The sequence below is a fragment of the Paenibacillus phoenicis genome (assembly GCF_034718895.1).
Taxonomy (GTDB): Bacteria; Bacillota; Bacilli; order Paenibacillales; family Paenibacillaceae; genus Fontibacillus; species Fontibacillus phoenicis.
Map to the genome: position 1 here is coordinate 1,227,495 of NZ_JAYERP010000001.1, position 12,210 is coordinate 1,239,704.

12 protein-coding genes are annotated in these 12,210 nt (G+C 49.8%); 11 read left to right on the forward strand and 1 reads right to left on the reverse strand.

What is annotated here, in order from left to right; translation table 11 throughout:
* The first annotated feature begins 205 nt into the window (after positions 1–205).
* The 6 genes from U9M73_RS05770 to U9M73_RS05795 all read left to right on the forward strand — a co-directional run bounded on the left by U9M73_RS05770 (position 206) and on the right by U9M73_RS05795 (position 6,441).
* Complete coding sequence (locus U9M73_RS05770; RefSeq protein WP_323076525.1) at positions 206–1,060, forward strand: AraC family transcriptional regulator; 855 nt, start codon at positions 206–208, stop codon at positions 1,058–1,060.
* 81 nt (positions 1,061–1,141) lie between these two features.
* Positions 1,142–2,131 carry an L-glyceraldehyde 3-phosphate reductase gene (mgrA, locus tag U9M73_RS05775; protein ID WP_009223246.1) on the forward strand — a complete coding sequence of 330 codons (990 nt, stop codon included), beginning with the start codon at positions 1,142–1,144 and terminating at the stop codon, positions 2,129–2,131.
* A gap of 174 nt (positions 2,132–2,305) precedes the next feature.
* Positions 2,306–3,862: an ABC-F family ATP-binding cassette domain-containing protein gene (locus tag U9M73_RS05780; RefSeq protein ID WP_323076526.1), complete on the forward strand. Its 1,557-nt coding sequence runs from the start codon at positions 2,306–2,308 to the stop codon at positions 3,860–3,862.
* Between the two features lie 71 nt (positions 3,863–3,933).
* Positions 3,934–4,350: a VOC family protein gene (locus U9M73_RS05785; protein ID WP_260069974.1), complete on the forward strand. Its 417-nt coding sequence runs from the start codon at positions 3,934–3,936 to the stop codon at positions 4,348–4,350.
* Between the two features lie 153 nt (positions 4,351–4,503).
* Positions 4,504–5,226: a YebC/PmpR family DNA-binding transcriptional regulator gene (locus U9M73_RS05790; protein ID WP_323076527.1), complete on the forward strand. Its 723-nt coding sequence runs from the start codon at positions 4,504–4,506 to the stop codon at positions 5,224–5,226.
* A 162-nt stretch (positions 5,227–5,388) separates the two neighbouring features.
* Positions 5,389–6,441 (forward strand): UDP-N-acetylmuramate dehydrogenase, encoded by a 1,053-nt coding sequence (locus U9M73_RS05795; protein WP_009223250.1) that lies wholly within the window; start codon positions 5,389–5,391, stop codon positions 6,439–6,441.
* A 67-nt stretch (positions 6,442–6,508) separates the two neighbouring features.
* Here the strand turns inward: U9M73_RS05795 and U9M73_RS05800 are convergent, their stop codons facing one another.
* Positions 6,509–7,300 (reverse strand): IclR family transcriptional regulator, encoded by a 792-nt coding sequence (locus tag U9M73_RS05800; protein WP_323076528.1) that lies wholly within the window; start codon positions 7,298–7,300, stop codon positions 6,509–6,511.
* Positions 7,301–7,608: 308 nt separating this feature from the next.
* On the opposite strand from U9M73_RS05800, the gene pxpB reads away from it, so the two are divergent.
* The 5 genes from pxpB (at position 7,609) to U9M73_RS05825 (ending at position 12,190) form a co-directional block, all read left to right on the forward strand.
* Complete coding sequence (pxpB, locus tag U9M73_RS05805; protein ID WP_323076529.1) at positions 7,609–8,370, forward strand: 5-oxoprolinase subunit PxpB; 762 nt, start codon at positions 7,609–7,611, stop codon at positions 8,368–8,370.
* Positions 8,367–9,386 (forward strand): 5-oxoprolinase subunit C family protein, encoded by a 1,020-nt coding sequence (locus tag U9M73_RS05810; RefSeq protein WP_260069976.1) that lies wholly within the window; start codon positions 8,367–8,369, stop codon positions 9,384–9,386. Before pxpB ends, U9M73_RS05810 begins: the two co-directional genes overlap by 4 nt.
* 69 nt (positions 9,387–9,455) lie before the next feature.
* The gene (locus U9M73_RS05815; protein WP_323076530.1) at positions 9,456–10,232 is read left to right on the forward strand and encodes an ABC transporter ATP-binding protein; all 777 of its coding nucleotides are present in this window, start codon (positions 9,456–9,458) and stop codon (positions 10,230–10,232) included.
* A gap of 19 nt (positions 10,233–10,251) precedes the next feature.
* Positions 10,252–11,058, forward strand: a complete 807-nt coding sequence (locus U9M73_RS05820) for an ABC transporter permease (protein WP_157273279.1) — start codon at positions 10,252–10,254, stop codon at positions 11,056–11,058.
* Positions 11,059–11,149: 91 nt separating this feature from the next.
* Complete coding sequence (locus U9M73_RS05825) at positions 11,150–12,190, forward strand: ABC transporter substrate-binding protein (protein ID WP_323076531.1); 1,041 nt, start codon at positions 11,150–11,152, stop codon at positions 12,188–12,190.
* Positions 12,191–12,210 lie beyond the last annotated feature (20 nt).

Below are 12,210 nucleotides of genomic sequence, written 5' to 3' on the forward strand. Positions count from 1 at the left end.
ATTTACGTAATAAATATTATGTTTACTAATGGTGATTGCCGTACTATACCTAATCGAACACAGTATGTGCTAGAAACAGCGTATGACTAGAAACAGCCTATGTCTTATAAACAACCCATGTCCTAGAAACAACCTAACTCGATGATATAATCTAATTCAAATAGATTAGATTACCGAAATTGAAGCGAGTAAAGAGGGATGGATCATGGGAGCGATTTTTCATTATAATCCGGATCGGCCGTTTCGCGAGTCACCGGACTTGTATTTGTGTTATTGGGGAAAAGAACGGTGCGCTCCGCTTCATTCCTTTGGCCCGGGTGTCCGTGATATCTACAAAATTCACTTTATCCATTCAGGACGAGGGATTGTGAAAGTTGAGGGAGAAACCTTCGAGCTGACCGGCGGGCAAGCTTTTCTCGCTTATCCTGAACGGGTCATCTTCTATCAAGCGGATGAGGTGGACCCTTGGACGTATTCCTGGATCGGCTTCAACGGGGAACAGGTGGCGGAGATTTTAAGCCGTACCCGGTTGACCCCGGCATCGCCTGTATTTCCCATGGATACGCATTTGATGCCGCAACTGTATGAGTTGCTTAACGAAGCAGAGGAATCGAATACGACGCGCGATTTGCGCCTGCAAACGTTGCTGTATGAGTTTATGACCCTGCTGGTGGAGCTTGTCCCTGCATCAGGGGATGCGGATTCGACAAGGACGCAAGCCAAGGATGCGTACATTCATCGTTGCCTTGATTTTCTGCACAGTCATTATAGTGAGGAAATGAGCGTCGGCCAGCTGGCTGCGATCGTCGGTCTGGATCGGAAATACTTATCGTCTTTATTTAAGCGGGCTACCGGAATGCCGCCTCAGCAATACTTGCTGAAGTATCGAATGGAGAAAGCCTGCGCCCTGCTGCGCAACGGTCATTATTCCATCGCGGAAGTGGCGCGTTCTGTGGGTTATCAGGATGCTTTATTGTTCTCCAAAATGTTCAAAAAAACGGTAGGCACCTCGCCTTCCGACTACCGCGAGCAATGGCAAAAATCAGACATTATGCCATAGAGATCATCCATGCTGATATAGGTAAGTCGCTCCCCGTGCATTATATTGGACATATATAGACTGAAGGAGGGACAAGCATTAATGTATCAAGCAGCTGATAATCGATACGAAACGATGACATACCACCGTTCGGGCCGGAGTGGGTTGAAACTTCCAGCCATTTCACTGGGCCTATGGCATAATTTTGGGGGCATCGATGTGCTCGAGAATGGGCGCGCCATGTTGCGCAGAGCCTTCGACCTCGGGATCACCCATTTCGATTTAGCGAACAACTATGGACCGCCGCCAGGCTCGGCCGAGGAAGCGTTCGGACGGGTGCTGCGTGAAGATCTGCGTCCGTATCGCGATGAGCTGATCATCTCGACGAAAGCGGGATATTATATGTGGCCGGGGCCGTATGGGGAATGGGGATCCAAAAAATATCTGGTCTCAAGTCTCGATCAAAGCCTGAAGCGAATGGGGCTGGAGTATGTGGATATTTTCTATCATCATCGTCCCGATCCGGACACGCCGCTGGAAGAAACGATGGCCGCGCTTGATCTCATCGTACGACAAGGGAAAGCACTGTATGTGGGGTTGTCCAACTATCGTCCGGAAGAGACGCGCGAAGCGTCCCGAATCTTAAAACAGCTGGGCACCCCGGCGGTGATTCATCAGCCGAACTATTCGATGATGAACCGCTGGATCGAAGAAGGGTTACTGGATGTCTTGGAGGAAGAAGGCATCGGCTCGATCGTGTTCTCCCCGCTGGAGAAAGGCATCCTGACCGACCGCTACCTGAACGGAATCGCCCCGGATTCCCGCGCTGCCGGTCCTAGCGTGTTCCTTCGTCCGGAGGACGTAAACGAAGAGCGAATTGCCAAAGTCAAGCAGCTGAACGAACTGGCCGCCGCAAGAGGGCAGAAGCTCTCGCAAATGGCCTTGGCCTGGGTGCTGCGAGACGGTAGAGTGACATCCGCACTGATCGGCGCCAGCAAAGTCAGCCAAATCGAGGATGCGGTTGGCGCATTGGCGAATCGGTCGTTTACTCAAGAGGAGTTGCGCAAGATCGACGAAATTTTAGGTTTTTAAATCATTTTCGCAGGCGTCGCCCGAAGGACTTTCGGGACGGCGCTTTTTTCTACTAAATTTCCCCGCCGTATTGAGCTTTACCCTGCTTAACCAGTATAATAGGTCGAGTGTACCCTTTGATAACCATCCGAATGTTTTTAACCATAATTCATATAGAAAAGGTGTTAAATCTCCATGAGTATTTTAAATGTAGAGCGGCTGAGTCACGGATTTGGGGACCGGTCTATTTTTAACGATGTATCCTTTCGCTTGTTAAAAGGCGAGCATGTTGGCTTAGTGGGGGCCAACGGTGAAGGTAAATCGACGTTCATGAACATCATTACGGGCAAGCTGCAGCCGGACGAAGGCAAAATCGAGTGGGCTAGACGCACACGCGTTGGCTATCTCGATCAGCATGCCGTGCTGGAGAAAGGAATGACGATCCGCGACGTACTGCGCGGGGCGTTTCAATATCTGTTCGATTTGGAACAGGAAATGAACGAGATGTACGCCAAAATGGGGGATGTGTCGCCGGAAGAGTTGGAGCAGCTGCTGGAGGACGTAGGTACGATTCAAGACACGCTCACGAATCAGGATTTCTATCTCATCGATGCCAAGATTGAGGAAACCGCTCGGGGCTTGGGCTTGACGGATATCGGGCTCGAAAGAGACGTTAACGACCTCAGCGGGGGTCAGCGGACGAAGGTATTGTTGGCCAAGCTCTTACTGGAGAAACCAGACATTCTGCTGCTAGACGAACCTACCAACTATTTGGACGAGCAGCATATCGAATGGCTGAAGCGGTATTTGCAAGAATATGAGAACGCGTTTATTCTCATTTCGCACGATATCCCGTTCCTGAATAGCGTCATCAACCTGATTTACCACATGGAAAATCAAGAGCTGAACCGTTACGTCGGTGATTATGATAACTTCTTGCAGGTGTATGAGGCAAAAAAACAGCAGTTAGAGTCGGCATACAAACGCCAGCAACAGGAGATCGCCGATCTCAAAGACTTCGTGGCACGCAACAAGGCGAGCGTGGCAACGCGGAACATGGCGATGTCTCGCCAGAAGAAGCTGGACAAGATGGAAATTATCGAGTTGGCGAAGGAAAAACCGAAACCGCAATTTAATTTCAAAGATGCTCGGACATCTGGCAAGTTGATTTTTGAAACGAAGGACCTGGTTATCGGTTACGACTCACCTTTATCGAAGCCGCTGAATCTAAGAATGGAACGCGGGCAAAAAATCGCCCTCGTCGGCGCAAACGGTATCGGGAAAACCACGCTGCTTCGCAGCATCCTGGGACAAATTCCGGCAATCTCCGGCTCAGTGCATCTCGGTGACCTTCTGGAAATCGGCTACTTTGAGCAGGAGATGAAGGATGCCAATTACAATACGTGCATCGAGGAAATCTGGAACGAGTTCCCGTCGTTTACGCAGTTTGAGGTTCGTGCTGCTCTGGCGAAATGCGGCCTGACGACGAAGCATATCGAAAGCAAAATCGCCGTCTTGAGCGGGGGCGAGAAAGCGAAGGTACGCCTGTGCAAGCTAATTAACCGAGAAACGAACTTGCTCGTGCTCGACGAACCAACAAACCATTTGGACGTCGATGCCAAGGATGAGTTGAAGCGTGCGCTTAAAGCCTACAAAGGCAGTATTCTGTTAATCTCCCACGAACCGGAATTTTACCGCGACGTTGTCACGGAGACGTGGAACTGTGAATCTTGGACGACCAAGATGATCTAATTTAGTCGTAATCTAGCAATTTAGGGTTGCCTCAGGTATAATTGGTTTAAATTTGAAATCGAGGTGATCCGATGGCCGTAAGCTTGAGTAATATTTTTGTAAACCTTCCCGTAAAAGATTTGCAGAGATCGATGAATTTCTTTCAATCTATTGGCTTTGAGTTTAACCCGCAATTTTCCGATGAGAAGGCGGCTTGTTTGGTGATTGGACCGAATATTTTCGCCATGCTGCTGACGGAGGAGTACTTCAAATCGTTTACGAAGAAAGAAATTCCGGATACCACGGGCCAATCGGAGGTCATCGTCGCCTTGTCGGCCGAGAGCCGTGACCAAGTGGACGAAATCGTGAACAAAGCGCTCGCCTCGGGCGGGAAGCCTTACAGCGATCCGGTTGACCATGGTTTTATGTATACCTGGAGCTTCCAGGATCCTGACAGCCATCTCTGGGAAATCGTATTTATGGATTCAAGCGCTGTGCCATCGGAATAAAGAAGTATCATCCAATGCCCTATGTGAATCACATAGGGCATTTTTGCAATCTTGCGGGTTCATCCACAGCCATTTAAGCGTACAGCATTCATTGCCGCCAACTAAGTTGTTGGTTATAATAGTTGGGTAGATTATTAAGAAAGTGGGAAGAGTATGGGCCGCAAATGGAATAATATTAAAGAGAAAAAGGCTTCGAAAGACGCGAACACTAGTCGAATCTACGCGAAGTTCGGCGTTGAGATTTATGTTGCCGCCAAGAAAGGCGAGCCGGATCCGGAATCGAACCGCGCTTTGAAGGTCGTTCTTGAACGGGCGAAAACGTACAATGTACCGAAAGCGATCATTGACCGGGCTCTCGATAAGGCGAAGGGCGCTACGGATGAAGTATATCAAGAGCTGCGTTATGAAGGCTTTGGCCCTAACGGCGCGATGGTCATTGTAGATACATTAACGAATAACGTAAACCGTACTGCACCAGAAGTACGCTCCGCATTTAACAAGAACGGCGGAAACATGGGCGTAAGCGGATCGGTTTCTTATATGTTTGACGAAACAGCCGTCATCGGGATGGAAGGCAAATCGATTGATGAAGTGTTTGAAATCTTGATGGAAGCCGATCTTGAGGTGCGGGATATCCTCGAAGAGGACGAGTCGGTGATCGTATATGCCGAACCCGATCAATTCCATGCCGTTCAAGAAGCGCTCAAGAACTCCGGGGTTACGGAGTTTACGGTAGCGGAACTGACGATGCTGCCTCAAAACTATGTCACTTTGCCGAGCAAGGAAGTGGAAGCGCAGTTCGAGAAGTTGATCGACGCGCTGGAGGATCTGGAGGACGTGCAGCAGGTTTATCACAATGTGGAATTTTCGGATTAAGCCCTCGGACGAGGCGATGAACAACGGGCTGATAAGAAGGACTCTTCTTTCAGCCCGTTTTTGGTTGTCTTTCGTCAAACACGAAACGATTTATTAACACTGAAATCGCCCAACGACATAATATACATTACTGTTTAGGAAGCAGGTAGGAAGGGGCTTTGTATGACAAGCTGGAATTTGGCTGGACTGCGAACGCAGCAGGCGTTGTCCCGTTATTCGACTTATGAAATCGGGGGAGAGGCCCGGTTTGTGGGAACGCCTCATTCAGTAGAGCAGTTGCAAGAGTTGCTGGAATTGGCGTATCGCCGCGGCATATCACCGATCTTTTTTGGCGGAGGATCCAATTTGCTGTTTCCCGATCAGCCGGATCCCGATGCATTGTTTCTGACAACTCGGGAAATGGTTGAGGTGAAGCTCGAGGGCGATCGGCTTTACGTCTCGGCTGGGGTGCCGATGTCGATGTTGGCCGTGATCGGATATGGCCTGGGGATTGCTGATTTTGATTTTACCTTTTTGCTGCCGGGAACGGTGGGCGGTGGGATTTATATGAATGCCAAATATTTTGACCGTCATATCAGCGATACGTTGGTCAATGTTCATTATATCGATTGTAGGCAGCCCGGCACCATTCAAACCATCAGCCGCGAGGCGTGCGAATTTGGGTATAAACAATCGGTGTTCCAACGCAATCGAACCCGCTGGTTCATCGTTGGCGCTGAGTTTAAGCTCAGTTCAACCACTCAGGCTACCGCTTTGACGTCGATCCCGGAGCTGGCTGCGCTTCAGGAAGGAAAACTGCCATCTCATCGATTACCGGAGTTTGCTTCGCACTTCATCACATGGCTGGAGGCGAAGGAAGGGACAGGGGAAAAAGACCCTAAGCTAACTCCGATGCGAAAAATCATTCAGGACCGCGTAGGGAAGATGCATTTCTCGTATCCTTCCTGCGGATCGGTGTTCAAAAATAACTATTCCGTTGGCGAGCCGATTGGTGCACTAGCGGACCGTCTCAACTTAAAAGGGGTTCAGCGCGGCAATGCCCGGATTTCGCCCGTTCACGGCAATGTGATTCAAAATGTGGGTGGGGCGACCGCGGCGGATGTCATTGAATTAATTCGTCATGTACAGGACGCCTTTGATCGGCATTATGGTTTTGTTCCTGAACCGGAGGTCGTGATCATTGAAGGTCAGGCCACTTTACTCCAACATGAATAAACGTTCATTACTTCAAAGCCCGTCTCGGGCAGTCGCCGGGACGGGCTTGTTCTTTTTCAAATATGAATTATTGGCTCAGCGCAACCGGTATGGGCTGGGTACAACCTAATTTGCGAGAAATTTCGTTGGCTGCTTGCTGTACTTCCTTGACCAGTTCAGGAATGCGTTCTTCCTCAAACTGGACCTCCAAACCTGCAGCGCTGAGTGCTGCGATAATTTGCCCGGTATGATCAAAGATCGGAGCGCTTAACTCTGCCGTGTAGTTCTCCAATTCAGAACGGCTAAAGCTGTAGCCTTCCTGACGGGAACGCTCCAGGATCTGACGCAGTTGCGCTTTGTCGGTGATCGTGCCGGAGGCAATCGGATGCAGTTCCGTGGCCTCTAGATACTCCTCGCGTTCTGCCTCAGGCATAAAAGCTAAAATAATGCGGGATGAAGCGCCGGCATACAGCGGGGCTTTCCGTCCGATTTTGGTGAATAGCCGTACGGGGTGATCCGTATCCAGCTTCTCGATATAAATGCTTTCGTTCCCGTCGCGCAGCACGAGATGAATGGCATTCTGAATTTCATCGCGTAACTGCTGCATGACCGGCAAGGCGATATGGCGAATGTCTAACCGCTCAGCTACCAAATTGCCGTACTGAAGAAAGAGTAGACCTAGCGAATAAGAGCCTTCCGCATCTTTTTTTAAAAATCCCATTTCTTCCAATGATCCGATCATGCGCAGCACTGAAGTTTTAGGGATTCCTGATAACTTGGCCATTTCACTGATATTCAGCTTGGGGTGGGTCAGGAATAACTGAAGCAGATCCATGGACCTGACCACGGTTTTGTTCTTGTGTTTTGTATTCTTTTGCACGTTATGCCTCCTGCATGGCCTCTAGTTCATTCTGTATTAGTATACAACGAATGGAAGATTGTTGAAAACCAAAAACGCTAACGGAAAATAATGCTTGATTTTTACCCAATCCCGACTATAATGATCGTATATATTGGCATTCGATTTTCGGATGATGTGATCCGAATTTCGGAACAGTATTAAAAACTTGTTATGTCATTAACGCTTTAACGGAAAAAATCTTGATTTTTCTAGAATTAACTAACAAAATGATCTTATGCAAAAAAAATCGTAAATCGGTATAGTGAGTCCGAAATTCGGATGGGAGGATGGACATGACTTTTTCTCCGTCACCTGCTGAGTTTCCCGTCATCACTCCACTCGGAGATTCGGCGTTGATTGTGACGTTTGGTGATTCAATTCAAAAAAGTACACATGTAAAGGTAAGGAAGTTGGCGGAACATTTGGAGCATCACCCTTTTCCTTGGATGATCGAGACCGTTCCGGCTTTTACGTCGGTAACCATATATTATGACGTTATGAAGCTCTTGGAAGAAGCTGAGAAGCAGGAGGACCAGGCTCGCACACTGACCCCATACCAGTTAGCTGAAGAGCTTGTGACCGAGTTGCTTCACACACTGCGAGACGTTAATGCATCACCAGCCAGAATCATTGAAATTCCCGTTTGCTATGGAGGAGAGTGGGGCCCGGATCTAGAAACGGTAGCCTTCCGCAATGGACTAACACCTCAAGATGTGATCAACATTCATACATCCGCGGATTATCTGGTTTATATGCTTGGTTTTGCTCCTGGCTTCGCGTATTTGGGAGGAATGTCCAAACTCATTGCCACCCCGCGCCGGGAAACACCTCGCTTGTCCATTCCGGCCGGAACCGTTGGGATTGCCGGAGATCAGACGGGAGTTTATCCGATAGACACTCCTGGCGGCTGGCAGTTAATCGGTAAAACTCCAATCGAATTATTTAAGCCTCAGCAAATGCCGCCAACCTTGCTGCAGGCGGGAGATATCGTCCGCTTTTACTCGATCACCCGTGAACAATTTGAAGCATGGGAGGAGTTGGAGCGATGAGTCTCTTGATCGAAAAGCCCGGATTGTTGACCACGGTTCAGGATTTGGGAAGGTTTGGTGTCCAGAAGTATGGTGTGATCGTTGGCGGTGCCATGGATGCATTCGCCCTACGCATTGCGAACTTACTGGTTGGGAATGCGGAAGGTGAGGCCGGGCTCGAAATTACGCTGCTAGGTCCCGTAATCCACTTCGAGCAAACGACGCTGATCTCGCTTTGTGGAGGTGATTTATCCCCTAAGCTGAACGGTGTACCCGTTCCGTTATGGAGAACCGTTCTGGCGCCTAAGGGAAGTACGCTGACCTTCGGTCCGGCTAAGCTAGGCTGCCGCGCATACCTGGCGGTGGGGGGCGGCATCGATGTTCCGGTTCAGATGAACAGCCGTTCGACCTATTTGCGGGCAGGCATCGGCGGTTATGAAGGCCGGGCGCTTGCAGCCGGCGACCGGTTGACGCTGGGGGAAATCAGTCCGCTTGGCTCCCATTTTCTTGGTTTACTCGCCAGAGAGGCGAGCAAGGATAGCGGTGCGGTCAGCCGATGGGCGGTCTTTCCGCAGATGCTTCCGAAATATGCTGCAAATCCAACCGTGCAGCTGATTCCTGGAGAAGAATACGAATTGTTCCAAGAATCCAGCCGTCACGATTTATGGCAAGAGGAATTTGCGGTTTTGCCGCAGTCCGACCGGATGGGTTACCGTTTCAAAGGCCGGGAGTTAAAGCTGGAGCAATCGAAAGAGATGATCTCCTCGGCCGTGACGGTGGGAACTGTGCAGGTACCACCTGACGGGAACCCAATCATTTTGATGGCGGATCGCCAAACAACCGGAGGATATCCTAAAATTGCGCAAGTCGCGAGTGTAGATTTGCCGCTGCTAGCACAGGCCAGCTTAGGGGCTCGGGTGCGATTCCGGAAGATCACCTTGGAAGAGGCACAGCAGCAAATGATCGAGCGGGAACTCTCAATCCAAACGCTGCGAGAGGGTCTAAATCAGCTGGAGGTTTCGGGGCGCAAATTCTGATCAGGGACTTGGACCGGCATGCATAATCAGACCGGCAGGAATGGAAAATTCAGTATGGAGGAATGAATGATGGAGAACAAAAGCCATCCAAAACTCGAAATTCGGGATTTGCGCGTTGAATACGAATCCAAGGGCCAACGCACCGTTGCCTTGGAGAACGTTCAGCTCAAGGTGGAAGACGGCGAGTTCGTATCTGTTGTAGGTCCGAGCGGCTGTGGAAAATCGACCTTGCTGAAGGTGGTGTCCGGGTTACTGAAGCCGGCCGGCGGCCATGCCTTTTTGGATGGTCAGGAAATCCAGGGCGTGCCAAGCCAGGTCGGAATGGTGTTTCAAAACGATGCGTTGCTCCCGTGGAAAAGCGTCATCGACAATGTGCGTCTACCTTTAGAAATCAAAGGGCTCGCGAAAGACAAGCAACTGGAAGAAGCGAACCGGTTGTTGAAAATGGTTGGACTTGATGGCTTCAGCAGTTACCATCCGAAGGAGCTATCGGGCGGGATGCGCAAGCGGGTAGCCCTGGCGCGGACCTTCGCTTACGACCCCGAAATTTATTTGATGGACGAGCCGTTTGGACCGCTCGATGCGCAAACCCGGGTGAAGATTGGGGAAGAATTCCTGCAGCTATGGGAAAATGTCGGCAAAAGCGTGCTCTTTATCACCCACGATATCGAAGAGGCGATTGCACTTTCTGACCGGGTGATCGTGATGACCTCCCGGCCGGGACGAATCAAAGCGGAGTTTAAAGTGAACTTGCAGCGGCCGCGCCCATTTTACGACATCCGATTTGATCCCCAGTTCAAGGAGCTGCAGAAAGAAATTTGGGCCCAAATGTCTGACGGGGAATAGGAGAGGAGGAATCATCAATATGGCAACAAAAACATCGGCACCATCGGCAAGCTCTCCTTCCCCTAAGGCTGGACGCGGGAATCGCAGCACCACCGTATGGATTGGCAGATTGGTCGTATTTATCGTCATTATCGGATTATGGGAGCTGCTATCGGGTACGGCGTTTAATTCTTTTTGGCTGAGCAAGCCGTCCCTGATTATTAAGCGGATTATCGACATGACCGCAAGCGGGGATCTATGGTTCCACATGAGCATTACGCTGCAGGAATCCATCGTAGGTCTCATTATCGGGATGCTTGGAGGTACATTGCTGGGGATTCTGCTCGCGTTCAGTGGGATTTTTCAAAAATGGGTGTATCCGTACATCATGGCATTGTACAGCTTGCCCCGGGTATCACTGGCACCGCTCTTTATCGTTTGGTTTGGGATCGGGATGACCTCGAAGATTCTGATGGTTGTAGCGATGGTTATTTTCGTAGCTTTTTACAATGCTTATGAAGGTGTACGCAACATCGACAAAGACTTGATGGATATGATGAGCACGTTTAAGGCGAAATGGACGCATAAGCTTCGCTGGGTCGTGCTTCCATCGATTACGGTTTGGATTCTAACCAGCTTGCGGCTGAATATCGGCATGGCTTTGATCGGGTCCGTGATCGCCGAGTTGGTTGGCTCCAACCGAGGGCTTGGATATTACATCACGTATTCGTCCAACATGCTGGATACGACAGGTATTTTTACAGGCCTTGTCCTCATCATGATTATCGCCGTTGTTTTGGAACAAATTATCGTTCAGGTCGAACGGCGGTTGCTGAAATACCGTTAAGGGCTGAACTCCAAATTATTTCATCCCATGAAATAAACGTGGAGCAACCATAAATTTAGAAAGAAAGCAATTATTCAAGGAGGGGAATCACATGAAAAAAACAAAAATGCTTCTGGCAACGCTGCTCGTTTTGACGATGGCTTTGGTCAGCGCCTGCGGAAACAACAACAATGCGGCTCCTGCAGGTAATAACGGAGGCGCCGGCAATGCGGCAACAGGAACCAACGAAGGAGACAGCAATGCAACTCAAACGGAAAACGTCAAGATTCGCGTAGGTCTGGTGGGCGGCGGCATGACGCCGATTATCGCGCAAATTGGGATTAATGATGGCTCTTACGAGAAAGCCGGAATTACGATCGAGAAGCAAAGCTTCACGTCCGGCGCGGATATGGTACAAGCCTTGGTTGGCGGTAGCTTGGACATCGTATTGGGTTCTTATGAGCATGTATTAAGACAACAAAAGAACGGCCTTGGCGTGAAAGCTTACGGCGAAATTTACAATGGCGTTGGTTATTCGTTGGTCGTGAAGAATGATGCTCCGTATCAGAAGCTGGAAGATTTGAAGGGAACGACGCTGGCTGTAACCAAGGTAGGCAGCTTGTCCGACACAGGGCTGCGTGAAGGCTTGAAAGCGGCCAATATCGACCCGGACAAAGATGTACAAATCATCAATGGTGGCAGCGGCGCTACGATGCTGGCCGCAATCGAAAGCGGCAAAGCTGCTGGCGGTATGGTGTCCGAGCCTACGATTTCGCAAATGTTAGCTACCGGGAACTACCGGGTGCTGTACGATCCGCCGTATGATTTTGCCGGAATTACCGTCATGGCGAAAACGGATTGGGTTGAGAAAAATCAGGATGCGATGAAGCGGTTCCTTCAAGTCAGCAATGAAGTGAATGAGCGCGTGCAGAAGGATCCGGCCTCCGCAGTAGATGCAATGCTGCAAGAGTTCGACCAAATTCCAGCCGCCGTCATGGAGACGGCAGTTAAAAATCAACTGGCGAAAGTGCCGGCAGGACTTAAGGTAACTGAGGAAGGCGCGAAGAATGTCACGAAGACACAAATCGAGGCAGGCGTCATCGATAAAGAAATCCCGTTTGAAGATACGGTTGACCTCTCGTTACTTCCTTAAGACATATAAAGATCGGGTGA

Coding starts and splice junctions, on each gene's coding strand:
- U9M73_RS05770 (WP_323076525.1), top strand. CDS start 206: ATGGGAGCGATTTTTCATTATAATCCGGATCGGCCGTTTCGCGAGTCA.
- mgrA (WP_009223246.1), top strand. CDS start 1,142: ATGTATCAAGCAGCTGATAATCGATACGAAACGATGACATACCACCGT.
- U9M73_RS05780 (WP_323076526.1), top strand. CDS start 2,306: ATGAGTATTTTAAATGTAGAGCGGCTGAGTCACGGATTTGGGGACCGG.
- U9M73_RS05785 (WP_260069974.1), top strand. CDS start 3,934: ATGGCCGTAAGCTTGAGTAATATTTTTGTAAACCTTCCCGTAAAAGAT.
- U9M73_RS05790 (WP_323076527.1), top strand. CDS start 4,504: ATGGGCCGCAAATGGAATAATATTAAAGAGAAAAAGGCTTCGAAAGAC.
- U9M73_RS05795 (WP_009223250.1), top strand. CDS start 5,389: ATGACAAGCTGGAATTTGGCTGGACTGCGAACGCAGCAGGCGTTGTCC.
- pxpB (WP_323076529.1), top strand. CDS start 7,609: ATGGACATGACTTTTTCTCCGTCACCTGCTGAGTTTCCCGTCATCACT.
- U9M73_RS05810 (WP_260069976.1), top strand. CDS start 8,367: ATGAGTCTCTTGATCGAAAAGCCCGGATTGTTGACCACGGTTCAGGAT.
- U9M73_RS05815 (WP_323076530.1), top strand. CDS start 9,456: ATGGAGAACAAAAGCCATCCAAAACTCGAAATTCGGGATTTGCGCGTT.
- U9M73_RS05820 (WP_157273279.1), top strand. CDS start 10,252: ATGGCAACAAAAACATCGGCACCATCGGCAAGCTCTCCTTCCCCTAAG.
- U9M73_RS05825 (WP_323076531.1), top strand. CDS start 11,150: ATGAAAAAAACAAAAATGCTTCTGGCAACGCTGCTCGTTTTGACGATG.